We start from the raw sequence: 26,491 nt of genomic DNA, 5'->3' as shown, positions 1-26,491 counted from the left end.
TTCACTCCTATTTCGTACATAGTATTTCCATATACGAATGATCATTAATTATATTGTGAATGTATTTCTGAAAATTGGCAAGCCATCTCGTATAAATTCTTAAGAAACTTAATGAATTCGTTGGATTTGTGGCATGGACCACTTCTCTGCCCTTCCAGTATGTGCATTCATTTGAACGAGTGTACCACGTCCTGTTAGACGTACTTCTCCATTCACAACACCCATATAATGAATGTCTACTGATGAACTACCCAATTTTGCAAATTTCGCAAACATTTGAATGGTCTCTTCAAAGAAAATTTGCTTTAAAAAATCACATTGTAAATCAGCTACAACAGGAACAATCGGTGAATCAGGTGAAAGATTGGCTCCTACTAATTCATATTCTTTCATTAAAGCAATACGCGCCTGCTCAAAATAGACGAATGGAACCGTATTATTCAAATGTCCAAATAAATCGGTTTCTGAAAAGCGCACCTCAATATCAATTGAAAATGTAAACTCTTTTTGCCATGCTTCAAAATCTTGAATATAACTCTCTTTCATCTTTCATCCCTCCAAACTGAATAATTATTCATATTGTAACAAATTTCAAGTTCTTTGAAAAAGAATAGCCTTTCGTCTGACGAAACAATCAAAAAGCAGGAACCGCTTATAGGCGATTCCTGCTTCGAATTATAACGTAAATTTACGTATTAAATTAGTCAACCATATGGTCAGAACCGAAGAAGTTTCTGAACATTTGAACTGTTGCTGAACGGTTAAGTGAAGCGATAGAAGTTGTCAAAGGAATACCTTTTGGACAAGCTGCTACACAGTTTTGAGAGTTACCGCAGTTAGATAAGCCGCCGTCTCCCATGATTGCATTTAAACGTTCGTCTTTGTTCATTGCACCTGTTGGATGTGCGTTGAATAGACGTACTTGAGATAATGGAGCTGGTCCCATGAATGAAGAGTGAGAGTTTACGTTAGGGCAAGACTCTAAGCAAACACCACAAGTCATACATTTTGAAAGTTCGTAAGCCCACTCACGTTTACGCTCTGGCATACGTGGACCTTCACCTAAATCGTAAGAACCATCGATTGGAATCCATGCTTTTACTTTTTTAAGTGAGTCGAACATACGAGAACGGTCGATTTGTAAGTCACGAATTACAGGGAATGTGCTCATTGGTTGTAATTTTAATGGTTGTGGTAACTTGTCAACAAGTGCTGAACAAGATTGACGTGGACGACCATTGATTACCATTGAGCAAGCGCCACATACTTCTTCTAGACAGTTCATGTCCCATGTTACTGGTGTTGTTTTCTTACCATCAGCAGTTACAGGGTTTTCACGAATCGCCATTAATACCGAAATTACGTTCATATTTGGACGGTATGGTACTTTGAATTTCTCCCAATATGGTTGAGAATCAGCGCTGTCTTGACGTTGTACTTCAACATCTAACATTTTTTGTTCTGCCATGATTAGTGAGCACCTCCAGTATAGTCACGTTTACGTGGTTTAATCATTGAACAATCTACTTCTTCATAAGTGATGATTGGATCGAATGAAGGTGTGAATTGAGCAATTGTTGTTTTTAAGAAGTTTTCATCGTCACGTTCTGGGAAGTCTGGTTTGTAGTGTGCACCACGAGACTCATCACGTAATAATGCTCCTTTAGCCATAACACGCGCAAGAGCAAGCATGTTTTTCAATTGGCGAGTGAATTGAGCACCTTGGTTAGACCATTTGTTTGTATCATTGATGTTAATGTTGTTCCAACGTTGTTGTAACTCCTCTAACTTCACTAATGTTTTTTCTAAACGATCGTTATGACGTACAACTGTTACGTTTTCAGTCATTAATTCACCAAGTTCTTTGTGTAATAGGTAAGCATTTTCTGTACCGTTAAGGTTTAGAATTTCTTCCCATTTCTCTTCTTGTTCTTTTACTGCTGCAGCGTAAAGCTCTTCTGGAAGATCTTCAACGTGCTTATCTAGGCTCTTAATATATTCAGTTGCTTTTGGACCTGCTACTGAACCACCGTAGATTGCAGAAAGTAAAGAGTTTGCACCTAGACGGTTACCACCGTGTTGAGAGTAATCACACTCACCAGCAGCGAAACATCCAGGAATTGTTGTTTGTTGATCGTAGTCTACCCATAGACCGCCCATTGAATAGTGAACAGCTGGGAAGATTTTCATTGGTACTTTATGTGGATCGTCACCAACGAATTTTTGATAGATCTCGATGATACCACCAAGTTTAATATCTAACTCGTGTGGATCTTTGTGAGATAAATCTAGGTATACAACGTTTTCACCGTTGACACCAAGTTTTTGGTTGATACATACGTCGAAGATTTCACGAGTTGCAACGTCACGAGGAACTAAGTTACCGTACGCTGGATATTTTTCTTCTAGGAAGTACCAAGGTTTACCGTCTTTGTATGTCCAAATACGGCCACCTTCACCACGTGCTGATTCTGACATTAAACGTAGTTTATCATCGCCAGGGATTGCAGTTGGGTGGATTTGGATAAATTCACCGTTTGCATATTTAGCGCCTTGTTGATAAACGATTGATGCAGCAGAACCTGTGTTGATCATTGAGTTTGTTGATTTACCAAAGATAATACCAGGGCCACCTGTAGCCATGATTACAGCATCAGAACGGAATGCTCTGATTTCATGTGTAGTTAAATCTTGTGCTGTAATACCTTTACATACGCCATTCTCATCTAATACTAAACCTAGGAATTCCCAGCCTTCGTATTTCTTAACTAGACCTTCAACTTCCCATTTACGAACTTGTTCATCTAGTGCGTAAAGAAGTTGTTGACCTGTAGTCGCGCCTGCGAATGCAGTACGGTGATGTAGTGTACCACCGAAACGACGGAAATCAAGAAGACCTTCTGGTGTACGGTTAAACATAACGCCCATACGGTCAAATAGATGGATGATACCAGGTGCAGCATCACACATTGCCTTTACTGGTGGTTGGTTTGCTAAGAAGTCTCCACCGTAAACAGTATCGTCAAAGTGAATCCATGGAGAATCCCCTTCACCTTTAGTGTTTACAGCGCCATTAATTCCACCTTGCGCACATACAGAGTGTGAGCGTTTAACAGGAACTAATGAGAATAACTCAACTTCAGTGCCTAGCTCAGCAGCTTTCATAGAAGCCATTAAACCTGCTAGACCTCCACCAACTACTATTAATTTACTTTTCGCCATTTTCCTCTCACTCCTCGTTCAATTAGTAGTCAAGCGCTTTCATACTTTCATCATAAGAGTTAATTATGCGAAAGCTAAGATCGCCATTACGCCAACTACTGATAACAGTACAAAGAAAATCATTGTAATGTAAGTTGTAACTTTTTGTGATTTTGGAGATTGAATAAGTCCCCAGCTTACTAAGAATGACCAAATACCGTTTGATAAATGGAACGTAGCTGCAATGATACCAACAATGTAGAAAATAAGCATTCCTGGATTTGATACAACGTCAGCCATTAAGTTGTAATCAATTTCGGCACCATTGATTGTTTTTTGTAAACGTGTTTGGAAGATGTGCCAAGCGATGAAAATCACAAGGAAAATACCTGTTACACGTTGTAACATGAAGAACCAGTTACGAGTTGTTCCGAAACGGTTCAAGTTTGGTTTCGCAGTGAACGCAATGTATACACCATAGAATGCATGGAACATTAATGGGATATAGATTACTACCCACTCAACGATTGGTAAGAATGGAAGACTTTCCATTGTAGCTGAAGCTTTGTTGAATGCTGCTTCACCGTTTGTAGCTGAATAGTTGATTAACAAGTGGACCGTCACGAATAGACCTACAGGAATTAGACCTAGTAGAGAATGTAGACGACGCCAGTAAAACTCTCGATCTTTCGACAAGACTGTTACCCCCCTTAATACTTAAAGTAAATCCAAGTCAAAAACTTCACGACTAATTTGTCTGACATTCTTTGACTGTTTACTTTATCATGGTACAATATTATGACAAGTTCATTGTACTCCCACTCCCAATGAACGTCAAGGTTACCAACGTTTTTCAGCAGTATCAATTACTCCGAAAAAATAGTATCAAAGTCGATTTTTCGCTATTTGAAAGCGTTTTTTTCTAAAAAGGACAAAAATTCGACAAAAAATATGAAAGAAGGATTTACACATGTCTACAATGGAAATGAAAAATGTTACAGCTTTTGGTTACGAAATTATTCGCGACCATATTCTCTCAACAATTGTTGGTAAAAATGAGGCGGATATCCTCTACTGGTGCGGTAAAGAAACTGCACGTAAGTTCCCACTACTTGAAATTGAGGAATTACCTGCCTTTTTCGCTGAGGCGTCATGGGGTGTTCTCGAGCAAACGAAATTAGGTAAGTCTGAAGCTATCTATGTCTTAACAGGCGATGCAGATATTTTAAAATTTGAACAACGCTGTTTCCGAATTGAATCTGGTTTCATCGCTGAACAAATTCAAAAACATAATGGCTTCTTAACAGAATGTTATGAAGAAGTAGATGTAAAAAAAGGTCGCGTAACATTCCAAGTGAAATGGGATTTAAAAGATCCAATTCATCAAGAAGAAGTAAAATAATGCGTACATACAAAAAGCCCCTTCAAATTCGCAAGGGACTTTTTGTTTTATCCATTTAATTTTCTATTGCCACTGCTGCTTTTGATAATTCAAACTGTTCATGTAAGGCATTCGCCGCTTTAAACATCTCTTCTTGTGGTACAACGACGGATACTTTGATTTCAGATGTGCTGACCATCTTCACCGGAATGCCTAATCTAAATAAGCAATCAAACATCGTCGCTGCAACACCTGGATTGGATGCCATACCTGAACCGACAATCGATACTTTTGCAAGTTCTAGTTCATGATCAATATAATCATAACCTAATGTATTTTTATATTCCTTTAACACATTTAATGTTTCTTCTAATTGTTCTTTTTTCACTGAAAATGATACCGTTGGTGATGCGTTTGGAATGATGGATTGTACAATGATATCCACATTGATATGGTGCTTCGCTAATGTTGTGAAGATGTTCGCTAATGACCCCATATATGCTTCGCTAAAATAAACTGTTAAACGAACGATTTCTCCTTCGAATGCTACTCCTCGTACAACTAAATCTTTTTCCATTTGAACTTCCTCCTTTAAAACGGTTCCTTCTACTTGTTCATAACTTGAACGAACAGACATGGGCATTTGATAATTTTTCGCTAATTCAACAGAGCGTGGATGTAAAACACCTGCTCCTAAATGTGCTAATTCGAGCATTTCATCATAACTTAATTCTGCTAATTTACGTGCATTTGGTACGAAGCGTGGATCACTTGTATAAACCCCATCAACATCGGTATAAATATCACAGCGTTCTGCTTGAATCGCAGCTGCAATCGCGACAGCTGTTGTATCTGAGCCACCTCGACCAAGTGTCGTAATATTACCTTCATGATCAATCCCTTGAAAACCTGCTACAACGGCTACTTTCCCTTCATTTAAACAGGTCGTGATTTTCTCACAATCAATCTGTTCAATGCGTGCATTACTCGCAACATCATCGGTCATCATACCTGCCTGCCACCCTGTAAAAGACTGCGCAGGTACATCTAATTGGTGAAGCGCCATCGTCAGTAAAGCTGTTGTAACTTGTTCACCTGTAGATAGTAGTACATCCATCTCACGTTTTGATGGATGTGTCGATACATGGTTCGCCATCTCGACTAAATGATCTGTCGTTTTTCCCATCGCTGAAACGACAACAACCACTTTATTCCCCACTTCCACTTCTTGTAAAACTCTTTTCGCTACATTTTGAATACGTTCCGGTGTTGCCACCGATGTGCCACCAAATTTCATAACATAAGTTCCCATACGTTCTCCCCCTACATATTGTAATGTGGGTTCTCTCAATAAAAAAAGCAGCCAAACATCGAAATGTTGGGCTGCTTATGCATGTCTATTCAAAAATGAACATTCATGTGAGATAGCCCTCCAGAGTGTACACTCTGACAATTCTGCATTTATTCAATACAGAACCAGCAATGAAGTCGTAGTTCCTTCATCACTTCGGCAGTTTCCCCTTTCACCTTCTTTCACTGAGTTACTACACTCTCAAAAAGGCTACTCTTGACACCTGCTCCTCTATCATCACTTTTTCAGTGATTTTTAATTAACGTTACTTTATCACAATATTTGGCAAAAGACAATTATTTTTTCAGAAAATGCGCAATTACGGCACTAGCCAGATTTTTCGGTAATCCAGCAGCAATTAATTCTTCTTCTGTTGCCTCTTTAATTTTTTTCATCGAACCAAAGTGTTTTAACATTTGCTGTTTCCGCTTTGGCCCAACACCTGGAATGTCATCAAGTTGCGAAGTGAGTGCATTCTTCTCACGTAATTGACGGTGAAAATTAATCGCAAATCGATGCACTTCATCTTGAATACGTTGCAGCAAATAGAACCCTTCACTCGTTCTTTTCAGTGGAATAACTTGTGGCGGATTACCATAAAGTAACTGGGCTGTCTTATGCTTATCATCTTTTGCAAGACCTGCAATCGGAATATCAAGGCCTAGTTCATCTTCAAGTACTTCACGCGCGACTTCCATCTGTCCTTTCCCACCATCTGTTACAAGTAGATCTGGAAGTGGTAGTCCTTCTTTTACAACACGTTGATAACGTCTTCTTAATACTTCACGCATCGCACCGTAATCATCATGCGCAGAAGCTGTTTGAATTTTAAATTTACGATAGTCTTTTTTACGCGGGCGACCATCTTCAAATACGACCATCGCAGATACCGTATCCGAACCGAAAATATGTGAGTTATCAAATGCTTCAATGCGAAGTGGTGTTTGAATATTCATCGCATCACCTAATTCTTCACATGCACCAATTGTTCGCTCTTCTTGGCGCTGTAGCATATTAAATTTCTCATCAATTTTCACATGCGCATTTTGTGTTGCTAAATCGAGCATTTCTTTTTTATAGCCGCGATGTGGCGCATGTACTTTAATGTCTAAAGCCTGTTGCAACATCTCTGCGTCCACTTCTTTTGGTATGATAATTTCAGACGGTTTTAAATGGTTCGCTTCTTCATAAAAACGCGCAATAAAAGTTGTAAATTCGTCTAGTGGTTCACCATATGAAGGGAATAATGATACATCGCGCTCAATCAACTTCCCTTGACGAATAAAGAATACTTGAACACACATCCATCCTTTATCCACTGCAAAACCAAAAATATCACGATTCGTAAAGTCCGTCGTCTTCGTAATTTTTTGTTTCGCCATAATTTGGTCGATATTCGCAATTTGATCGCGTAACTCTTTTGCTCGTTCAAAATCGAGTGCTTCAGATGCTTTATACATCTTTTCCTCTAGTTCCGTCTTTACATGCTCATGTCCGCCATTTAAAAAGTCTGTAATCTCTTGAATCATCTCTTTATATGCATCTTTTGGTACATCTTTTACACAAGGGGCTAAACATTGTCCCATATGATAATATAGACAGACACGATTAGGCATGACATCACATTTTCGCAGTGGATAGATACGGTCTAATAACTTTTTCGTTTCTGCTGCTGCATAAGCATTCGGGTAGGGTCCAAAATATTTTGCACGGTCTTTCTTAACTTTTCGCACCATTAACAAACGTGGATGCGGTTCATTTGTTATTTTCAAATAAGGATACGTTTTATCATCTTTTAACATGATATTATATTTTGGATCATGTAATTTAATTAAGTTCAATTCAAGTAAAAAAGCCTCTAAATCAGAAGATGTTACAATGTAGTCGAAATCGACAATCTCTGAAACAAGGCGTGCTGTTTTCTCATTATGCGAGCCTGTAAAGTAAGAGCGCACACGATTTTTCAGTACTTTCGCTTTACCGACATAGATGACTGTTCCTTGACGATCCTTCATTAAATAGCAACCTGGTTGGTCAGGGAGAACAGCTAATTTTTGTTTGATTTCGTTCATTTCATCACCTTCAAAAAAAGAGACTGTACCTGTTATGCAGGACAGCCTCTATTCAAGTTTAATTCACGATTACATGTGTTTAGCTAGTAAATCTGCTAAAGCTTCTTTCGGGTGGAAGCCAACTGTTTTATCTACTGGTTTACCATCTTTGAAAACAAGTAGTGTTGGGATTGACATGATGCCAAATTGAGCAGCTGTCTCTTGGTTTTGGTCTACGTCCACTTTTACGATTGTTGCTTTACCATCTAAGTCTGCATCTAGTTCTTCAAGAACTGGCGCAATCATTTTACAAGGTCCGCACCAAGTAGCCCAAAAGTCTACTAGTACTACACCTTCTGCTACGTCTTGTTGGAATGATTCGTCTGTTGAATATACAATTGCCATAATTTATTTCCTCCTCTTATATAAACGATATGTTTGAATTATAGCATGGAACGACTTGAATTCGTATAAATATGCCTACATAATCGTCTCTTACTTCATTTTCATACAAAAATCTTGTATTTTATATTTCAAATCCATGATTTTATTTTATTATATTAAAAAAAGAGTTAACTTGCCAATCTTTCTGCTTCACTTTTGACAAAAGAAAACTGTTCCTCTGAAATTCAAAGGAACAGTTCTTTTTATTATACGCTCGCTTTTAATGCTTTTACTTCTTCAATTAATAGCGGCATCACTTCAAATAAGTCACCAACAATACCGTAGTCTGCTACTTTGAAAATATTCGCTTCTGGATCTTTATTAATCGCTACAATAATTTTCGAGTTCGACATACCAGCTAAATGTTGGATGGCACCTGAAATACCAACTGCGATATATAAGTCAGGTGTTACAACTTTACCTGTTTGACCGATTTGTAATGAGTAATCGCAATATTCTGCGTCACATGCACCACGTGATGCACCAACTGCACCGCCAAGTAAGTTTGCTAACTCTTTTAGAGGAGCAAAACCTTCTTCGCTTTTCACACCACGACCACCTGATACGATGACTTTTGCTTCTGATAAATCTACACCATCTGTTGCTTTACGAATTACGTTTTCAACAACTGTACGTAAATTTGTAATATCTACTGATAATGTATCGACTGTACCTGTTTTGCCTGCTTCTGCTTCAAGTGGTTCAATGTTATTTGGACGAACCGTTACGAATAACGGCTCGCTTGCTGCTTCCACTTTTTCAAAAGCTTTACCCGAGTAAATTGGACGAATGAACTGCGCATCGTCGCCTTCTCCTTCAATTGACGTTACATCCGAAATCAAGCCTGTTTGTAAACGACTTGCCACTTTTGGAGATAAGTCTTTACCAAGAGCTGTATGACCTAACACAATTGCTTCTGGCTTTTCTTGGTCTACAACTGCAAGTAGTGCCTGACTGTAACCATCTGCTGTATAGAAATTCAAGTGTGGATGTTCCACTAAAACAACGCGATCTGCGCCGTACTCGAATAATGAATTGGCTAAACCTGAAACATCTTGACCAAATAGCGCTACTACTACTTCGCCACCATCTGAAATTTTCTTCGCTGCGCTAATTGCTTCAAATGAAACATTACGTAATGCGCCTTCACGTGCTTCTGCTAATACAACTACTTTTTTAGACATATGTTCTTCCTCCAATCAATTTTTCATCGTTTGTTAAATGACTTTTGCTTCTGAACGTAATAACGAAATTAATTCTCTCGCTTGGTCACGAATCTCACCTTCGAGAACTCGACCAGCTTGTTTTTCTGGTGCTAAGAATACCTCTACAGTTTTGATTTTTGGTTCTACATCGTCTTCATCTAAATCTAAATCATCTAATTCTAATTCTTCTAAAGGTTTCTTTTTCGCCTTCATAATACCTGGTAATGAAGGGTAGCGTGGTTCGTTTAGTCCTTGTTGTGCTGTTACAAGAAGTGGTAGAGATGTTGTAATCTCTTCTGAGTCACCTTCTACATCACGCACAATTTTCACGTCACGTCCATTTAATTCAAAACCTGTAATTGTTGTTACATAGTTAATATCTAATAATTCTGCTAGACGTGGTCCGATTTGACCTGAGCCACCGTCAATTGCAACATTTCCTGCGAAGATTAAATCAACATCTTGCTCTTTTAAGTGAGCTGCTAAGATTGTTGCGACAGAGAATTGATCTAAGTCTTCTACATCTTCTTCTGCGTTGATGAGTACTGCTTGATCTGCACCCATCGCTAATGCTGTACGAAGTTGTTTTTCAGATTCGTCATTACCAACCGTAATAACTGTTACTGTCCCACCTTCGCTATCGCGCACTTTAATCGCTTCTTCAATCGCATACTCATCATACGGGTTGATGATGAATTCTGCGCCGTCTTCTTGAATTGCGCCACCTGAGATGACGATTTTTTCCTCGGTATCAAAAGTTCTTTTCACTAATACATAGATGTTCATAATGTAAACCTCCTAAATAGTATTATTTTCCTTTAAATACTGCTTGACGTTTCTCAACAAAGGCTGTGATTCCTTCTTTCGCATCCTCTGTTGCAAATACGCGACCAAATGCTTGTGCTTCTTCATCAATTCCAGTGTAAAAACGATCTGTTTTTGAGAAGTTCAGCATATCTATTGTAGCTTTCAAAGAGATTGGACTTTTTAGTGCGATCTTTTTCGCAATGTCGAGTGTTTTACCCAACAGTTCCTCTTCTTCAAATGCCGCATTGGCTAAGCCCCAGTTTACAGCTTCCTCTCCTAAGATTGGATCACTTGTAAACATCATTTCAGCAGCTTTCGCTGAGCCAACATACCGCGGAAGTCGCTGTGTTCCTCCGAAGCCAGGAATTAGTCCCAATGAGAGCTCAGGTAATCCAAGCTTTGCCGTTTTAGAAACATAGCGAAGATGACAGCTCATCGCCAATTCTAAACCGCCTCCTAAAGCTGCGCCATGAATCGAAGCGATGACAGGTTTTTCGAACGTTTCAAGACGTTCAAAAATAGATTGTGCTTCAGAAACATGTGCTGTGATATTTGGAACGGATAGAAATTCCTTAATATCTGCGCCGGCTGAGAAGAATCTTCCCTCGCCATGGATTACAACAACTCTCGTTGAATGGTTTTTCTCAATTTGATCAAGTGCTTCTGCAATCTCTTTTACAAGTTGTTGACTCATTGCATTTGCTGGTGGTCTTACGATTGTAACGATTGCGACACCGTCTTCATTGTTTAGCTTTAGAAATTCCATGTTCTTACCCCTTTTCGTATATGTTGTTATAGAAATATAGGTAAGTGGAAAAACTTACCTATATTCATTTTAACCTTTAATACCATTTAATAACAATTGATATACTTTTGGTGCTTGTGCAGTTAAGTCGAATTTGTGATCTTTCATAACCCATGATGTCGTCACTTCATCAACTGTTCCAAAAATCAATTGTCGTGCTAAGCGAAGATCCATATTGGCATCAAACTCGCCAGCTTTTACCCCTTCTTCTAAAATGGTATCCAGTTGTTCAAGATATTCTTTTAATACGGCGTTGATTTTTAGGCGAATATCACGATTCGATTGTCGTAATTCTAATTGTGTGACACGCGCTAAATATTTATCATTCGACAACACGCGGAAATGGTTCGTAATCATAAATTCGAGCTTTTCAGCCGCTGTCGTATTTTCTTGATTAACTTCTTGCAAGCTTTCAATAAATACAGCCATCTTTTCTCGGAACACCGAGATTAAAATATCTTCTTTGTTTTTAAAGTATAAATAGATTGTGCCATCTGCTACACCAGCTTGTTTTGCAATTTTAGATACTTGCGCTTGATGATAGCCATTATCTGCAATTACAATAACTGCGGCATCAATAATTTGCTTATACTTCGGTTTTTCTCTTTTCATACAAATCACACCACTTTTCCAAACAATAATGAATGGTTATTCATTCATAGTGTTATGATATTATTCATTGAAAATAATGTCAAGCATTCTCTGTCATTATGCCTGTTCTTGTCGTGATTGTTGCTGTTTTTCTTTTTCTTCATCAATTAAAGCGCGACGTAAAATTTTACCAACTGCTGTTTTTGGTAGCTCTGCTCTAAATTCGTAAATGCGCGGCACTTTATACGCAGCTAAGTTCTCACGGCAGAATTTATTCAAATCTGCTTCTGTTGTTGTCGCACCTTCACGCAATACGATATATGCTTTAACCGTCTCACCTCGATATGGATCTGGAACGCCGGCTGCTACACACTCTACTACATCTGGATGTTCATACAATACTTCCTCGACTTCACGCGGATAAATATTATAACCACCTGCAATAATCACATCTTTTTTACGGTCTACTACATAGAAAAAACCGTCATCATCCATATAACCAAGGTCGCCTGTTTTTAGCCACCCATCTTCTAATGTCATCGCATTTTCTTCTGGACGATTCCAATATCCCTTCATAACTTGTGGACCTTTTACAACGAGTTCACCGATTTCGCCGTTCGCTCTTGGACGTTCGATTGACCCATCAACAATCATGGCATCTGTATCTGGCCATGGAATACCGATTGAATTTTTCTGACGAATGTTCTCGAATAAGAGATTAGCATGTGTAACAGGTGATGATTCTGTTAAACCATAACCTTCGACTAATTTACCACCTGTCAATTCTTCAAACTGTTCTTGTACTTCTGCTGGTAGCGGAGCCGAACCACTAATACATGCTTTAATAGAAGAAAGATCATATTTTTTGATTTGCGGATGATTAATTAAGCCAATATAAATTGTTGGTGCGCCTGGGAATAATGTCGGACGCTGCTTTTGAATCGTCTTTAAAATCATCTCTGCATTAAACTTCGGTAATAGCACCATCTTGCCACCTTGCATGACTGTATACAGTAGAACGGTTGTCATACCATATACATGGAAAATTGGCAAAATTCCTAAAATAACAGGAGGTTCACTTTGGGCATTCGGTTCTGTTAACCATTCGGCACACATTCGTGTATTCGCAATGAGGTTTTTATGTGTCAGCATAACTCCTTTTGGAAAACCTGTCGTACCGCCTGTGTACTGAAGCAATGCTAAATCTTCTTCAAAATTAAAATCAATCGTTGGTTCAATCGCTTGTGACGTTTTTAAAATCTCCATAAACTGATGGCTAACTCCACTATGGGCAACGTGGACTTGCACACCTTGTTCTTTTTTCTGCACGTACGGATATAACAAATTTTTAGGGAATGGTAAGTAATCTTTAATACTTGTAATAATGACATTTTCAAGTGCCGTATTTTTAAATACTTTCATAATACGTGGATATAAAATATCTAAGCTAACAATTACTTTTGCACCTGAATCTTTTAGCTGATACTCAATTTCTCGCTCTGTGTATAACGGATTCGTCATGACAACTGTTGCACCGGCATAAAGTGCGCCGTAATAAGAGATGACCGTTTGGGGTGTATTCGGGAGCATAAGCGCGATTCGGTCTCCTTTTTCAATACCTAATTGTTGTAAGTATTGGGCAAACTTTAGTGCAGATTCATGTAACTCTTTGTACTTAATGTCTTTTCCCATAAAGTGAATAGCAATTTTTTCAGGGGTGTTCCTTGCGGCATTTGTTAAAAACTGTTGTAACGGAATTTCTTCATAATCCAAATTTGCACGAATATAATTTGGATAATGCTTCAACCAAACCTTCTCAGTCATTTCAATCCACTCCTTATAAAATTTGTTAAATATTACTTCTTATTATATAGAAGTTTGTGAACGCTTTCAAATGATGAATAAGAAAAAAATGCATTTTTCCAACAAAAACGAAACAAAACATACAAAGTTTTCACATTTTCCTATATACCAACACTTTAACACAAATGAATGACTATTCATAGAAAATGTTCAGAAAAATTCTATTTCATTATAAATAATTGTCTTTCATGTTCTTTTTACACTCGAATACGCTATGTTATTTATGAAAAAATAAAAAAACCAGCGTGATTTTTACATCACACTGATTTTCATTAAGAAATACTCGCACCGATGACAAAAGATAAACCGATGGAGATAGCAAAGGAAATAAAGCCAACTGAACGATTATCTTTTGCGATCTCTTCATCAATTTTAAATGAAGGTGTTAAAAACTCATATAATAAATAAGCAATAATTAAGAGAATAAAGCCGAATAGTCCCCACCCAAGCATTTCTGGGAGTGAATTATTCTTCTCAATCGAGTAGCGAAAAATATTGCAAATCCCTAAGATTTTACCTCCTGTTGCAAAAGCAACAGCCATATTACCATTTTTAATCTCTTGCCAATTTTTATAGCGTGTAACAGCTTCGAAAATAGCCATTGACACAATTAAACAAAGGACAACCACACTATAATATCCTGTCATAATAACAGCAGGATGTTGCCAAAACGCATCCATGAACGAAAACCTCCGTCCTTCTATCTATTTTAATTCGGCGATTGTAACACCGAACCCACCCTCGCTCGCTTCACCGAAATGATATGATTTTACACGTGGATGACGTTTTAATAAATCTTGTACACCTTTTCGTAATGCTCCGGTTCCTTTACCATGAATGATGGATACGCGATGATAGTTCGATAACAAGGCATCATCAATATATTTTTCTGTACGATATAGCGCATCTTCATAGCGCTCACCACGTAAATCAAGCTCTAATTTCACAGCTTCACGTCCACGTACATTCGTTACGTTAACAGACTCTTTTACTTTTTCAGGCTTGATGTATTCTAAATCTGCTTCATCTAGCTTCATTTTTAAAATACCCATCTGTACAACCCATTCATGATCCGATGCTTTTTCAATTAATACACCTTTTTGACCATAAGTTGTTACTTTGACTTCATCACCTTTTTGCAGTTGCTGTGCACGTTCTTGAATTTGACGTTGCTTTTTCAACACTTTATTTTCTGCTGGTGCAGCATCTTCTAAACGTTTACGCGCTTCAATAATTTCATGTTCTTTTACAACTTTATGTGCATTCATCTGCATTTTGTGTAACTCATCAATTACAGATTCTGCTTCACGTTTTGCTTCTTCTACAATTTTCTTCGCCTTTTCTTTTGCTTTTGCTTCTAATTGTTCTTTTAGCTCATCGTATTCTTTTAAGCGTGCATCTAAGTCTGCTTGTAAAATACGTGCTTCCTCTAATAGTCGCGCACTTTCTTCCGCATCTTTTTCAGATTTCAAACGAGATTCTTCTAATGAAGCAATCATCGATTCAACTTCATGTGTCTCTGTTCCTGTGTAAGAACGTGATGTTTCGATGATGTGTTCAGGTAGACCTAGTCGTTTCGAAATTTCAAAGGCATTTGAACGTCCAGGTACACCGATTAATAAGCGATATGTTGGACTTAATGTTTCGACATCAAACTCCACACTTGCATTAACGACAGCTGGACGATTAAATCCATAAGCTTTTAATTCCGGATAATGTGTTGTTGCCATAACGCGCGCACCACGTCCATGTACTTCATCTAAAATTGAAATAGCAAGTGCGGCACCTTCTTGTGGATCTGTTCCTGCACCTAATTCATCAAATAGGACAAGTGAATTCTCATCAAACTTTTGTAGAATATCTACGATGTTTACCATATGACTTGAGAATGTCGATAAACTTTGTTCGATTGACTGCTCGTCACCAATGTCTGCAAATAATTGATCAAATACGGCTAACTCTGAACCATCTAATGCAGGTACTGGAATACCTGATTGCGCCATCAATGTACATAGACCGACTGTTTTTAAAGTAACCGTCTTACCACCGGTATTTGGTCCTGTAATCACGATTGCTGTAAATTCGCGACCAAATTCAATATTATTGGCAACTGCAATATCACGATCAAGTAGCGGGTGTCTCGCTGCAGTTAATTTAATATAGCCGTCTGCATTCATTGTTGGTTTTGAACATTTATTCGCTTGTCCATATTTAGCTTTTGCTAAAATGACATCGATTTGACCTAGTACTTGTACCATGACGAATAATTCATGCGCCACTTCTTGTACCATACCTGATAGTACACCTAAAATACGCTCGATTTCTGCTTTTTCTTTCACTTTTAAACTATGAATTTCGTTATTCGCTTGCACGACTGAATCAGGTTCAATGTAAAGTGTTTGACCAGATGAAGATTGGTCATGCACAACACCACCATAGTGGCTACGATATTCAGCTTTTACAGGAATTACAAAGCGGTCATTACGAATCGTAATAATCGAATCTGATAACATTTTTGCAGCATTCGTGCCACGCGTTAAACTCGCTAAACGTTCACGTACACGTCCTTCTTGCATACGTAATTGCTGACGAATTGTACGAAGTGCTGAACTCGCTGAATCTGTCACATGAGCATTATCATCAATACAGCTATTAATCTCATGTTGTAGTCCTGTTAAAATCGGAAGTTGTTCCTTTTTCTCTTCAAAATAAGGAATCTCTAAGTCTTCGTCTATCATTATTTCTTCGATGAATTCTCTAAAAATACGACTAGCACGAATAGTTGACGAGATCTCCATCAATTCTGATGGACTAAGTACACCGCCAATTTGTGCACGTCTCGCGCTTGGACGAATATCAAAAATGCCACCAAGTGGTACATTCGAGCGAAGACGTAAAATGGCAAGTCCCTCGTCCATTTCATCTAATAAACGATTTACTTCTTCTAAAGTTGTTTCTGGTTTTAATTGTTCAATCGTTGATTTACCAATTGAATTCGTACAGTAATTAGCAACCTGTTCAATAATTTTTTCATATTCTAGTGTTTTCAATGCGCGTTCTGCAATCATTCAAAACACCTCCTCATTTATTCGTTAAAAACTCCATAAAGCGCTCAAATGACCATGTATTCACAATTAAATCTTTATGAAGCCATGCTTTTTGCGCATATTTTGTACCGATCTCCATATAACGTAACTGTTCAATAGCATGTGCATCTGTATTAATCGCAACTTTCACACCTGCTTTTGCAGCCATTTCTAAATGTTCGATACATAAGTCCAGTCGATACGGATTGGCATTCAGCTCTAAAATCTTACCGTATTCTTTTGCCCATGCAATCAATTGTTCCATATCTGGATTATATCCATCACGCTGATGAATAACCCGTCCTGTTGGATGGGCAATCATGTCAACATGTGGATTTTTCATCGCCGTATGCAATCGTTCCATAATTTGTTCTTGTGGTTGACTAAAACTTGAATGAATCGACGCAATAACAAAATCTAAATTCGCCAGTACATCATCTGAAAAATCAAGTGTGCCATCTGGTAAAATATCCATCTCTGTACCGCGTAATAAGTGAAAGCCTTCTACTTGTTTATTAAAAGTGAAGATTTCTTCTTGTTGTTGTAGCAGTCGTTCTGGTGTTAAACCATTCGCTACTTTTAAATATTGCGAGTGGTCGGTAATCACACCATGCGTATATCCCTTCTCGATTAAAGCTCGTCCCATTTCTTCGACTGTATGCGCACCGTCTGACCATGTCGTATGCATATGCAAATCTGCGCGAACATCTTCTATTGTAACAAGCTTTGGTATATCCGTATAGCTTTCAAACTCACGTTTTCCTTCACGTAAAGTCGGTGGAATGAAAGGTAAATCAAAGTGTGCGAAAAATTCTGTTTCGGTTTGGAAAGTTTGCATCGTACCATCTGCTAATTCCACACCATATTCACTAATTTTTTCACCGCGTTCTTTTGCGATTTGGCGCATGCGCACATTATGATCTTTAGAACCTGTAAAGTGGTGAAGTGCTGTTGCATACTGTTCAGGTTCTACAATGCGAAAATCGACATTCGGTGCATCTTCACCTGTTAAAACAACGGATATTTTTGTATCGCCAGCTGCAATTACTTCTGCTGCTTCTACTTGCGCTAAAATAGCTTCTTTTACAGCAGTCGGTTCATTTGTCGCAATCATATAATCTACATCTTTACTCGATTCTTTGATTCGTCGATAACTACCTGCCACTGAGAACGTATCGATTTCTTCAATTGAAGCAAGAATCGCATCTAACTTCGGCACGATTGTTTCTAATTGCCAAAGCGGATGACTTTCTGAACGCTTACCCAACTTTTCAAGTTCAGTGAGAATTTTTTCTTCGGTCTTTTTAGCAAAACCAGCAAGTTGCTGTACACGCCCTTCTTCACAAGCTGCTTTTAACGATTCAGCTGAATCAATGCCGAGTTCAGCGTATAATTTTGCAATTTTCTTACCGCCGAGTCCTGGGATTTTTAATAAAGGTGGCAGTCCTACAGGTACTTCTTGTTGTAATTGCTTCAACTCAGATGACTCGCCAGTTTCAAGCAATTCCGTAATAACGGAAGCCGTTCCTTTACCAATTCCTTTTAAAGCTGTTACGTCATCTATTTCTTCCATACTGCGCGGATCGTTTTCAAGTGCTGCACCTGCTTTACGATAGGCAGAAATTCGAAAGGCATTTGCGCCTTGTAACTCTAAATAGGTAGCAATCTTTTCTAGTACTTTGATAACTTCTTTTTTATTCATGTTCTTCAAACTCCTTCTGAAAAAAAGAGCTACTCACGAAAAACGGAGCAGCTCTCTTTGATTAGGTTGGTGGTATGTAATTACTGTAAATACACGAACCACATCTTTTGGAACATCGATGATAAAATCGGTGTAAATTCCAATATGACTTTCGTTAAAATTGAGCTTTCTACATATTTTTGAATCGAATCGATTGGTAGTAATGCTAACACATATAAAATGATGAATAACATAATATAGCATTGTACAAAACCAAGTAATGAACCGAGGAAGCGATTGAATACGCCGAGTACTGGTACATCCTTTAAGAAATCAAAAATTGAGAATAAGATGCTTAATACAATTTTAATAACAAAGAAAATAATAGCAAATGCAAGCAATTGATAGAATGTTAAATTCAAATCAAGTGCGTCATTGGCAAACTTCAGTGCCGTATTTTCCGTAACTGCTGGATATGGAACCCATAGTACGATTTTCTCTGCAAAAGGCTTATAATAAATATAAGCCACGATTAGCGCAACTAGTAGACCGACCAAGTTCAACAACTGCGTGATGAACCCTTTTTTATAGCCGGATACAAGTGCTGCTATAAATAATATAATGATAAGTAGGTCAATCATTCACTTCATCCTTTTGTTTATTCAGTTCCGCCTCTAAGGCTTCATATTTTTGTTGCAGCTTCATTAAATCATTTACTGCGTTGGCAGCAGTAAGTACAGCGAGTTGGGTACTGCTAAGCACAGGGTTTGCAAGTTTGATCTCTCGCATACGCTCATCTACTGTGGCAGCGACAGCACGCATATGAGCAGTTGACTCTGGTCCAACCATATTGTATGTTTGACCATATATTTCAATGGCAATGCGATTTTTCGGACAATCTCCCAACAGTATCCCTCCCTTAAAAATCTCATTCTCATCATACCATGAAATCATTCATTCTGTGAATAATGATACAACGAAAGGTGTTAAAAATATGTCTAATATTGTCATTCAACTAACAAAAGAAGCACAACAGAAAGTTCACGCGCATTACACACCCTATAAAGTCGAGCGTAATGCACCTGGGGTTGTATTTGCAGCAAAAGCAAATGGAGTCTCGATCACGTCTTATCGCTCTGGAAAAGTTATGTTCCAGGGTGGACGTGCGGCAGAAGAAGCGCAACAGTTCGGTATACCAAACCCATCAAAGAATGTGACGTCATCGAAGGGCGATACGTTGCCTGAAGATTTTGCATCAAAGTCTGTCATCGGTTCAGATGAAACAGGTACGGGTGATTACTTTGGCCCGATTACAGTTGCAGCTGTCTATGTTCCTGCTCATCAAATTGAACTGGTAAAAGAACTTGGCGTGAAAGATTCAAAAATGCTAACAGATGACTTCATGCGAAAGATTGCACCTGATTTGATTAAGACACTTACGTACTCACTACTCATCTTACACAATCCAAAGTATAATGAAGTGCAAGCGAAGGGCTGGTCTCAAGGGAAAATTAAAGCCGTTCTTCACAATCAGGCACTCAAAAAAGTCTTAGCTAAAATTGCACCTGAAAAACCTGAAGCCATCTTAATTGACCAATTTGCTGAGCGTAATACGTATTATAATCATTTGAAAAACGAAAAGGAAATCGTACGCGAAAATGTGTTATTTGCTACGAAGGCTGAACAACTTCATCTCTCTGTAGCTGCCGCTTCGATTATTGCACGCTATGCTTTTTTACGTGAGATGGACCGTCTATCAAAAGAAGTCGGTGTGACTTTACCAAAAGGAGCTAGTGCAAAGGTCGATGAAGTTGCTGCGCAAATTTTATTGACGCAAGGTGAGGACGCACTTTATGAAGTGACGAAATGGCACTTTGCGAACACGACGAAAGCTTCTCGAATCGCTTCTAAAAAACGTCTCATTTAATCAATACAACAAAAAGGAGGAATTCCCCCATAATGGAATTCCTCCTTTTCTTATGCTCGATTGATTATTCGCCTTTTACTGGTTCGTCAGCAGTTAATTCTACTTTTTCGATACCATCTTTTGCTAAGTAATCAATTGTCCAGTTTTTAACGCGTTTGTTCACAGGAATGATTTCCGTACGGAAGTACATTGGAACTGTTGCTGCGTTATCTGACATGAATTCTTGCCACTTACTGAATGCTTCTGCACGGTATTTTGGATCTAAAGCTTCTGGTGAATCGATGTCTAATAATAATTTTTCAAGTTCGGGTGAAGTATAACGGCTATAGTTGAACTGAGCTGCTTTTGAGTAAAGACCGATTGGTGATGGGTTTGTACCTGTACCCCATGCTGCCATATACATATCGATATCTTTATCGTCTGCTTTTACTTTTTCATAGAATGAGTTGAACTCAATTAGACGACCTGTTGATAATTCTACTTTTAGACCAACATCTTTCCAGTTTTGGATGTAGAATTGTACAATTTTATCATCTTTATCTGATCCAGCCATACCTGCTAACTTAATTGTAAGTGGTTTACCGTCTTTATCTTCACGGTAACCGTCGTTGTTTGTATCTTTATAACCTGCTGCGTCTAATAATTCTTCAGCCTTTTTCTTGTCGTATTTGTAGCCTTTTAATGAATCATCATAGAATGACGAGAATACTGGTGGAATTAAAGAGTTAGCACGTGTACGTAAACCATCATAATATACATCTGCTACTTCTTCGATATTCATTGCGTAAGCAATTGCTTGACGTAATTGTTTATCGTTCATTTTTGCATTTTCATCTACTACAACTTCTGATTTTTTAGAATCCCATTTACCTAGTTTGAAACCTAAGTAAGAGTAAGCTAATTCTGGACGACCTAAAATTTCAATGTTTTTGAAGTCTTTGATTGAAGCGTAATCATTTGCTGGGTAGTTTGGTACTGAAACATCGTATTTACCTGCTTTTAATGCTGCTGCCATTGAAGCTGAAGGAACAACTTCGATAACTACTTTGTCTAATTTTGGTTGACCTTTGTAGTAGTTTTTGTTCGCTACTAATTCTACTGATTCGCCTTTAACGATTTTGTTAATAACGAATGCACCTAATGTTACAGGGTTTTTACGTACTGCGTCTGATTTTTGTAAATCTTTTACAGCGATTTTTTCTAACTGATGTTTTGGAGCTGCGTAACCCCATAAACCGTCACCGCCAGAGTAGATTGCTGGTGAGATCTTTTTGAATGAGATTTCAGCTGTGTAATCATCAATCTTTTTAATACCTGAGATGTCTTTTGCTTTACCGTCATGGTATTCTTTTGCGCCTACGATATTTTGGAAGTCTGTATCGTAACGTACACCTGTGTAGTCTTTATCGCCGATGATATAGTAAGGATAGATAACATCATCAATTGTAAATGGTTGATCATCTGACCATTTAACGTCTTTTTTGATTGTAATTGTTGCTTTTTTAGCATCTGTATCTACATCTAATTTTGCAAGACCATCATTATCGATTAAGAAGTCTTCTTTTGTTGTGAAAATTGAGTTTGAAGTATAGCTTAAGATTTCTGCATCATATGCATCTTCATATACTTCGTAAAGGAATAAACCTTTGAATGGTGCATCTGATTGTAATGCTACTTTTAATGTACCACCCTTAATTGATTCGTCTTTATTCGTCGTTTGTAACGGGAATTTTGACGTATCTACTTTTTCTTTTTGGTTACTTTTTTCGCCGCTCTTGTCGCCGCCGCCACATGCTGCTAATACAAGCATGATCGCCGCAAGAACTGTTAGTAATAGCCAATTCTTTTTGTTCATTTCATTTCCTCCCCTTTTTTAACCTAATCTTTGTTTTGAATCTGCTGCTCGACGTAAAGCTTGTCCAACATAATTTATTGCCAGCATCAATACGAGAATGAGTATTGACGCGGGTAACCATACCCACCAATTGTTTTCAAGAACAACTGGGTTACTTGCAGCCCCTACCAATGTCCCTAAACTCGGTACATTTGGCGGTAGACCAAATCCTAAATACGTAAGACCTGTTTCAATGCCGACATTTCCGGCAAAGTTCAGTGTCAGCTCAACAATTAGTAATGAGCTAATGTTTGGCAAAATACCTTTTAACATAATGGCAAAATTGCCTGTCCCCATCGTTTTAGAGGCACTTACATAATCACGTTTCCCCTCGGAGAGCACTTTACTTCGAATTAACCTCGCTGTTCCTACCCACAAGAATGCGCTCATGATGAGTACAAATGTGGTGACATTATATTTTGGAACAATCGTTACGAACACGATGATGATCATCAATGTTGGTAATGTCATGTAGAAGTCCATAATACGCATGATGATGGCATCAACGATTCCGCCAAAGTATCCAGCGGCTAAACCAATACCAACACCAAGTACACCTGTAATTAACGTAATCGCAATGGCAATCGTTAACGAGTTACGTGTACCGAGAATTAACTGACCTAGGATGTCACTACCACCCTGATCTGCCCCTAGAATGAAACCATTCGTTCCCGGTTGTGCAAATTCATCATATAGACTAATTTGCATTAATTCTTCTCGGTCAATCGTGAATGCCCAAACGAATGTGACAACGATAATACCGACTAATACGATGAGTGAAGTCATCGCTAATTTATCTTTTTTAAACTCACGCCATACAACCTTTAATCCAGTTGCGGGCGTTCCTTCATCTTGTTGTAAGAGTGTTTTTTCTTCAATTTGTTGCATCTTTCTCACCTCTTTATTTTCGATTATGTCCTAATCAATACGGATTCGTGGATCAACGATACTCATTACAATGTCGGAAATTAAACTACCTAGTAAAGATAGGAATCCGAATAATAGTACGAGCGCTGTAATAACAGAATAGTCACGCTGCCCTAATGATTGAATGAATAGTTGCCCCATTCCTGGATAACCGAAAATTGTTTCGATAAAGATGGAACCACCAAGTAAACCTGTAATTGTAAAACCAATGAATGCTGCAATTGGTAATAATGAATTACGGAAAATGTGTTTTGAATAAATGACCTTCATCGGTACACCTTTACTTCGCGCTGTTTTTACATAATCTTGTGTTTTTGCATCGATTACTTCTGAGCGTAAGTATTGAATGATTGTTGTTGTACCTAATAAAGCGAATGTAATACCTGGTAAGATAAGATGATAAATTTTATTCCATACATAATCCCATGTGCCAGGGTCATATTTCACATCGACCGTTCCACTAGTTGGGAACCAATCGAGTTTATAACCAAATAAGAATAAGAAAATTAAGCCAAGTACAAATGTCGGAATCGCATATGTAATGAAGCTATATAATACTGTTCCTTTATCAAACCAAGTTCCTTGGTAACGACCTGCATAAATTCCAAGTGGAATCGCGATTAAATATAAAAGAATGACACTGAATAGTGATAACCAAAGTGTATTTAATGCACGTTCTCCGATTAGGCTAGATACGCTATCTTTGAATGCATAGCTTGTTCCAAAGTCCCCTTGAAGTGCATTCGTAATCCAATTCCAATACTGTACATACCATGGATCATTCCAGCCTGCTAACTCACGTAATTCTTCGATACGGTTCGGGTCTGTTTCAGGTGTTACAAGACCTGTTAATGGATCACCCGGCATCAATTTAGCTAACCAGAAAATGATTAAACTTAATACAATTAGTTGAGGAATCATAATTAAGATTCGTCTGACGATGGTTTTCCACATACTATTGTGCCTCCTTCTCAGCTGCTGACATCGCTACTTTATGCGTAGCTGAAATGACTTGAAGTGGGTAAACCTTTCCGTCTGCATCATAGTACTTTTGAGCATTTTCACGGTAAGCTTGTTCCACTGCACGACGCTCCATTTTTCGTTCAAAGCGTGTCTCAGGTTCGATTGTTGGAATTGCAGATAATAAACGGTTCGTGTAAACATGTTTTGAATGTTTATAAATATCTTCTTTCGTTCCCTGTTCAACAAAACGTCCTTTATACATGATAGAGATATGATCACACATATGGCGAACAACACCTAAGTCATGCGAGATAAATAGATAACTTAACCCATATTCAGTTTGAATATCTTTCATAAAGTTCAGAACTTGTGCTTGTACTGATAAGTCAAGCGCTGATACAGGTTCATCGGCAATAATCATCTTCGGCTTACACGCTACTGCACGCGCAATTCCTAGACGCTGCTTTTGACCACCAGAGAATTCATGTGGATATTTTAATAAAGCTTCTTCTGACATCCCAACGATTTCAAGCAGCTCAATCATATGGCGCTTTTCTTCTGTTGGTGATAGATTCATAAAGTTACGAATCGGCTCTGCTAATACATCTTGTACACGTTTTCTAGGATTCATCGCTGACGTTGAATCTTGGAAAATCATTTGAATATCACGTGTGAATGCACTATTACGTGTACGACGTTTATTCGTTACATCTTCACCTTCATAAATCACTTGACCTGATGTAATTTTTTCGAGTCCAATAATTGCTTTTCCTGTTGTCGACTTCCCTGAACCTGATTCTCCGACTAAACCATAAGTTTTGCCTTTTTCAAATTCCATCGATACACCATCTACTGCATAGACATGGTCTACTACTGTATTAAAGAAGCCACCTCGAATTGGATAATGTACATGTAAATCTTTAATTTGTATGAAGCTCATGATTTAGTCCTCCTTCCTCATGTTCAAAATGGAAGTCTTTCCAGCACGTACAACGTACAAAATGTTCTGGACTGATTTCGTGTAGTGATGGATTGTCTTCATGTTTAGAAGGATCAATCCAAGGAATACGTGGTGCAAAACGACAACCCGTTCTTGGCATTTTCGTTAATGTTGGAACCATTCCATGGATAACTTCTAATCGATCTTGGTCGTGATCCACTTGTGGAATGGAATTTAATAATGAACGTGTATATGGGTGCTTTGGATGGCTGAACAGCTCTTCAACAGATGCGAGTTCAATAATTTGTCCGGCATACATCACTGCTACACGATCAGCCACTTCAGCTACTACACCTAAATCATGTGTAATCAAAATAATTCCCGAATTCGTTTCTTCTTGTAAGTCATTTAATAAATCTAAAATCTGTGCTTGAATCGTTACATCTAAAGCAGTTGTTGGTTCATCCGCAATCATAATTTTCGGTTTGCATGCAATCGCAATCGCAATGACAACACGCTGTCTCATCCCACCTGACAATTGATGTGGATATTGTCTTGCAACACGTTCTGGATGGCTAATTCCTACTTGATCTAATAATTCTAAAACACGTTTTTGACGTTCTTGTTCACTTAATTTTGTATGGTATTTTAATGTTTCGGCAATCTGATCGCCAATACGCATGAGTGGATTAAGGGCTGCAAGTGGGTCTTGGAAAATGAAGCCAATGTCATTTCCTCGAATTTTATTCAGTTGGTCTTCTTTTAATGTCGCTAAGTTCTGATCGTTGTATAAAATCTGACCATCTACTTTTGTATTGTTTGCCACATGTAAACCAACAATAGAAGTGGCTAACGTACTTTTACCACAACCTGACTCCCCTACAATTGCTAACACTTCATTCTCACGTAGTGTTAAATTGATATCTTCAATTGCTGCATAATACTGATCTTTGATTCGGAAACTTGTATGTAAGTTTTCAATTTTTAGTAATTCTTTTGATGTATTCAAAATATTGCCCCTTTCCAATCTAGCTCGAATATTCTAACTATTCAAAGCGTATGATTCTTTTTATACATACGATGTATAAATTTCGAATACCGAAACAATTAGACTTTTAAAATAAATTCCCTTATGCAATTCATGCATAAATTCCGATTATCGGAATTTTCTTAAAGGGAAATATGTTTTATTTGTCTTAATATAACACAATTTTTAATTTTTTGTCTATTTTTTGTAAAAAATTTTTAAAATATTCTTAAAAACGAGAAAATTGAGTTTACTTTTATGTAAATCCATTTCCTATATTTTGCATTATAGCATAGCAATAACATATAACATATACTTTTTTTCAAAAAAAGAAGAAGAAAACCACA

24 protein-coding genes and 1 riboswitch are annotated in these 26,491 nt (G+C 37.9%); of the genes, 2 read left to right on the top strand and 22 right to left on the bottom strand.

All coding sequences use genetic code 11. The annotated features are described in order from the left end of the window. Nucleotides 1–108 precede the first annotated feature (108 nt). The 4 genes from ACKVQX_RS04510 to ACKVQX_RS04495 all read right to left on the bottom strand — a co-directional run bounded on the left by ACKVQX_RS04510 (nucleotide 109) and on the right by ACKVQX_RS04495 (nucleotide 3,897). Nucleotides 109–546 carry a thioesterase family protein gene (locus ACKVQX_RS04510; protein ID WP_325943263.1) on the bottom strand — a complete coding sequence of 146 codons (438 nt, stop codon included), beginning with the start codon at nucleotides 544–546 and terminating at the stop codon, nucleotides 109–111. A gap of 154 nt (nucleotides 547–700) precedes the next feature. Continuing rightward, complete coding sequence (gene sdhB / locus ACKVQX_RS04505; RefSeq protein ID WP_068452092.1) at nucleotides 701–1,468, bottom strand: succinate dehydrogenase iron-sulfur subunit; 768 nt, start codon at nucleotides 1,466–1,468, stop codon at nucleotides 701–703. A gap of 2 nt (nucleotides 1,469–1,470) precedes the next feature. Then, complete coding sequence (gene sdhA / locus ACKVQX_RS04500; RefSeq protein WP_068452089.1) at nucleotides 1,471–3,222, bottom strand: succinate dehydrogenase flavoprotein subunit; 1,752 nt, start codon at nucleotides 3,220–3,222, stop codon at nucleotides 1,471–1,473. Nucleotides 3,223–3,285: 63 nt separating this feature from the next. Next, entirely contained in the window at nucleotides 3,286–3,897 is a 612-nt protein-coding gene (locus tag ACKVQX_RS04495; RefSeq protein WP_068452087.1) for a succinate dehydrogenase cytochrome b558 subunit, read from the bottom strand. A 274-nt stretch (nucleotides 3,898–4,171) separates the two neighbouring features. Here ACKVQX_RS04495 and ACKVQX_RS04490 point away from each other — a divergent pair, with 274 nt between their 5' ends. Next, nucleotides 4,172–4,603 carry a YslB family protein gene (locus ACKVQX_RS04490; protein ID WP_068452083.1) on the top strand — a complete coding sequence of 144 codons (432 nt, stop codon included), beginning with the start codon at nucleotides 4,172–4,174 and terminating at the stop codon, nucleotides 4,601–4,603. Nucleotides 4,604–4,658: 55 nt separating this feature from the next. Here ACKVQX_RS04490 and ACKVQX_RS04485 read toward each other — a convergent pair whose 3' ends face one another. From ACKVQX_RS04485 to zapA, 13 genes are all read right to left on the bottom strand, one after another. After that, a complete protein-coding gene (locus tag ACKVQX_RS04485; protein ID WP_068452079.1) occupies nucleotides 4,659–5,894 on the bottom strand; it encodes an aspartate kinase in 1,236 nt (411 codons plus the stop codon). Between the two features lie 105 nt (nucleotides 5,895–5,999). Further along, nucleotides 6,000–6,175: riboswitch (Lysine riboswitch) on the bottom strand. A 54-nt stretch (nucleotides 6,176–6,229) separates the two neighbouring features. Next, entirely contained in the window at nucleotides 6,230–8,005 is a 1,776-nt protein-coding gene (gene uvrC / locus ACKVQX_RS04480) for an excinuclease ABC subunit UvrC (RefSeq protein WP_068452076.1), read from the bottom strand. 69 nt (nucleotides 8,006–8,074) lie between these two features. Continuing rightward, complete coding sequence (gene trxA / locus ACKVQX_RS04475; RefSeq protein ID WP_068452072.1) at nucleotides 8,075–8,389, bottom strand: thioredoxin; 315 nt, start codon at nucleotides 8,387–8,389, stop codon at nucleotides 8,075–8,077. Between the two features lie 245 nt (nucleotides 8,390–8,634). After that, on the bottom strand, nucleotides 8,635–9,612 hold the full coding sequence (locus tag ACKVQX_RS04470; RefSeq protein WP_068452069.1) for an electron transfer flavoprotein subunit alpha/FixB family protein: 978 nt from the start codon (nucleotides 9,610–9,612) through the stop codon (nucleotides 8,635–8,637). Nucleotides 9,613–9,645: 33 nt separating this feature from the next. After that, complete coding sequence (locus tag ACKVQX_RS04465) at nucleotides 9,646–10,419, bottom strand: electron transfer flavoprotein subunit beta/FixA family protein (RefSeq protein WP_068452066.1); 774 nt, start codon at nucleotides 10,417–10,419, stop codon at nucleotides 9,646–9,648. Nucleotides 10,420–10,441: 22 nt separating this feature from the next. Then, nucleotides 10,442–11,206: an enoyl-CoA hydratase gene (locus ACKVQX_RS04460; protein WP_068452063.1), complete on the bottom strand. Its 765-nt coding sequence runs from the start codon at nucleotides 11,204–11,206 to the stop codon at nucleotides 10,442–10,444. Nucleotides 11,207–11,275: 69 nt separating this feature from the next. After that, complete coding sequence (locus ACKVQX_RS04455; RefSeq protein WP_068452060.1) at nucleotides 11,276–11,857, bottom strand: TetR/AcrR family transcriptional regulator; 582 nt, start codon at nucleotides 11,855–11,857, stop codon at nucleotides 11,276–11,278. A gap of 96 nt (nucleotides 11,858–11,953) precedes the next feature. Next, nucleotides 11,954–13,660 (bottom strand): long-chain-fatty-acid--CoA ligase, encoded by a 1,707-nt coding sequence (locus ACKVQX_RS04450; protein ID WP_068452057.1) that lies wholly within the window; start codon nucleotides 13,658–13,660, stop codon nucleotides 11,954–11,956. A 311-nt stretch (nucleotides 13,661–13,971) separates the two neighbouring features. Then, complete coding sequence (locus tag ACKVQX_RS04445) at nucleotides 13,972–14,379, bottom strand: DUF350 domain-containing protein (RefSeq protein WP_068452054.1); 408 nt, start codon at nucleotides 14,377–14,379, stop codon at nucleotides 13,972–13,974. Nucleotides 14,380–14,403: 24 nt separating this feature from the next. Further along, nucleotides 14,404–16,767 (bottom strand): endonuclease MutS2, encoded by a 2,364-nt coding sequence (locus ACKVQX_RS04440; protein ID WP_068452051.1) that lies wholly within the window; start codon nucleotides 16,765–16,767, stop codon nucleotides 14,404–14,406. A gap of 13 nt (nucleotides 16,768–16,780) precedes the next feature. Then, nucleotides 16,781–18,487: a DNA polymerase/3'-5' exonuclease PolX gene (gene polX / locus ACKVQX_RS04435; RefSeq protein WP_068452048.1), complete on the bottom strand. Its 1,707-nt coding sequence runs from the start codon at nucleotides 18,485–18,487 to the stop codon at nucleotides 16,781–16,783. An 80-nt stretch (nucleotides 18,488–18,567) separates the two neighbouring features. Next, nucleotides 18,568–19,107, bottom strand: coding sequence for a CvpA family protein (locus tag ACKVQX_RS04430; protein WP_068452046.1), 540 nt, complete (start codon nucleotides 19,105–19,107; stop codon nucleotides 18,568–18,570). Next, entirely contained in the window at nucleotides 19,100–19,372 is a 273-nt protein-coding gene (gene zapA / locus ACKVQX_RS04425) for a cell division protein ZapA (protein WP_068452044.1), read from the bottom strand. The genes ACKVQX_RS04430 and zapA overlap by 8 nt, the downstream gene beginning before the upstream one ends. An 88-nt stretch (nucleotides 19,373–19,460) precedes the next feature. Between zapA and rnhC the strand changes: the two genes are divergently transcribed. Beyond that, nucleotides 19,461–20,393, top strand: a complete 933-nt coding sequence (gene rnhC / locus ACKVQX_RS04420; protein ID WP_068452041.1) for a ribonuclease HIII — start codon at nucleotides 19,461–19,463, stop codon at nucleotides 20,391–20,393. A gap of 64 nt (nucleotides 20,394–20,457) precedes the next feature. Here the strand turns inward: rnhC and ACKVQX_RS04415 are convergent, their stop codons facing one another. The 5 genes from ACKVQX_RS04415 to ACKVQX_RS04395 are packed head-to-tail and all read right to left on the bottom strand — an operon-like array spanning nucleotide 20,458 to nucleotide 26,126. Then, a complete protein-coding gene (locus ACKVQX_RS04415; RefSeq protein ID WP_068452038.1) occupies nucleotides 20,458–22,248 on the bottom strand; it encodes an oligopeptide ABC transporter substrate-binding protein in 1,791 nt (596 codons plus the stop codon). A gap of 18 nt (nucleotides 22,249–22,266) precedes the next feature. Next, the gene (locus ACKVQX_RS04410) at nucleotides 22,267–23,175 is read right to left on the bottom strand and encodes an ABC transporter permease (protein WP_082701379.1); all 909 of its coding nucleotides are present in this window, start codon (nucleotides 23,173–23,175) and stop codon (nucleotides 22,267–22,269) included. 30 nt (nucleotides 23,176–23,205) lie between these two features. Continuing rightward, entirely contained in the window at nucleotides 23,206–24,168 is a 963-nt protein-coding gene (gene opp4B / locus ACKVQX_RS04405; protein ID WP_068452035.1) for an oligopeptide ABC transporter permease, read from the bottom strand. A gap of 1 nt (nucleotide 24,169) precedes the next feature. Beyond that, nucleotides 24,170–25,117, bottom strand: coding sequence for an ATP-binding cassette domain-containing protein (locus ACKVQX_RS04400; RefSeq protein WP_068452032.1), 948 nt, complete (start codon nucleotides 25,115–25,117; stop codon nucleotides 24,170–24,172). Continuing rightward, on the bottom strand, nucleotides 25,098–26,126 hold the full coding sequence (locus tag ACKVQX_RS04395; protein WP_068452030.1) for an ABC transporter ATP-binding protein: 1,029 nt from the start codon (nucleotides 26,124–26,126) through the stop codon (nucleotides 25,098–25,100). Before ACKVQX_RS04395 ends, ACKVQX_RS04400 begins: the two co-directional genes overlap by 20 nt. Between the last annotated feature and the right edge of the window lie 365 nt (nucleotides 26,127–26,491).

The sequence above is a fragment of the Kurthia sp. ISK08 genome (assembly GCF_046159805.1).
Classification (GTDB): Bacteria; Bacillota; Bacilli; order Bacillales_A; family Planococcaceae; genus Kurthia; species Kurthia gibsonii.
This window is presented reverse-complemented; position numbering and strand designations above follow the sequence as displayed.

Bases quoted from the DNA above. Each gene is read 5' to 3' on its own strand.
- ACKVQX_RS04510 (WP_325943263.1), bottom strand. From the start codon at position 546: ATGAAAGAGAGTTATATTCAAGATTTTGAAGCATGGCAAAAAGAGTTT.
- sdhB (WP_068452092.1), bottom strand. From the start codon at position 1,468: ATGGCAGAACAAAAAATGTTAGATGTTGAAGTACAACGTCAAGACAGC.
- sdhA (WP_068452089.1), bottom strand. From the start codon at position 3,222: ATGGCGAAAAGTAAATTAATAGTAGTTGGTGGAGGTCTAGCAGGTTTA.
- ACKVQX_RS04490 (WP_068452083.1), top strand. From the start codon at position 4,172: ATGTCTACAATGGAAATGAAAAATGTTACAGCTTTTGGTTACGAAATT.
- ACKVQX_RS04485 (WP_068452079.1), bottom strand. From the start codon at position 5,894: ATGGGAACTTATGTTATGAAATTTGGTGGCACATCGGTGGCAACACCG.
- uvrC (WP_068452076.1), bottom strand. From the start codon at position 8,005: ATGAACGAAATCAAACAAAAATTAGCTGTTCTCCCTGACCAACCAGGT.
- trxA (WP_068452072.1), bottom strand. From the start codon at position 8,389: ATGGCAATTGTATATTCAACAGACGAATCATTCCAACAAGACGTAGCA.
- ACKVQX_RS04470 (WP_068452069.1), bottom strand. From the start codon at position 9,612: ATGTCTAAAAAAGTAGTTGTATTAGCAGAAGCACGTGAAGGCGCATTA.
- ACKVQX_RS04465 (WP_068452066.1), bottom strand. From the start codon at position 10,419: ATGAACATCTATGTATTAGTGAAAAGAACTTTTGATACCGAGGAAAAA.
- ACKVQX_RS04460 (WP_068452063.1), bottom strand. From the start codon at position 11,206: ATGGAATTTCTAAAGCTAAACAATGAAGACGGTGTCGCAATCGTTACA.
- ACKVQX_RS04455 (WP_068452060.1), bottom strand. From the start codon at position 11,857: ATGAAAAGAGAAAAACCGAAGTATAAGCAAATTATTGATGCCGCAGTT.
- ACKVQX_RS04450 (WP_068452057.1), bottom strand. From the start codon at position 13,660: ATGACTGAGAAGGTTTGGTTGAAGCATTATCCAAATTATATTCGTGCA.
- ACKVQX_RS04445 (WP_068452054.1), bottom strand. From the start codon at position 14,379: ATGGATGCGTTTTGGCAACATCCTGCTGTTATTATGACAGGATATTAT.
- ACKVQX_RS04440 (WP_068452051.1), bottom strand. From the start codon at position 16,767: ATGATTGCAGAACGCGCATTGAAAACACTAGAATATGAAAAAATTATT.
- polX (WP_068452048.1), bottom strand. From the start codon at position 18,487: ATGAATAAAAAAGAAGTTATCAAAGTACTAGAAAAGATTGCTACCTAT.
- ACKVQX_RS04430 (WP_068452046.1), bottom strand. From the start codon at position 19,107: ATGATTGACCTACTTATCATTATATTATTTATAGCAGCACTTGTATCC.
- rnhC (WP_068452041.1), top strand. From the start codon at position 19,461: ATGTCTAATATTGTCATTCAACTAACAAAAGAAGCACAACAGAAAGTT.
- ACKVQX_RS04415 (WP_068452038.1), bottom strand. From the start codon at position 22,248: ATGAACAAAAAGAATTGGCTATTACTAACAGTTCTTGCGGCGATCATG.
- ACKVQX_RS04410 (WP_082701379.1), bottom strand. From the start codon at position 23,175: ATGCAACAAATTGAAGAAAAAACACTCTTACAACAAGATGAAGGAACG.
- opp4B (WP_068452035.1), bottom strand. From the start codon at position 24,168: ATGTGGAAAACCATCGTCAGACGAATCTTAATTATGATTCCTCAACTA.
- ACKVQX_RS04400 (WP_068452032.1), bottom strand. From the start codon at position 25,117: ATGAGCTTCATACAAATTAAAGATTTACATGTACATTATCCAATTCGA.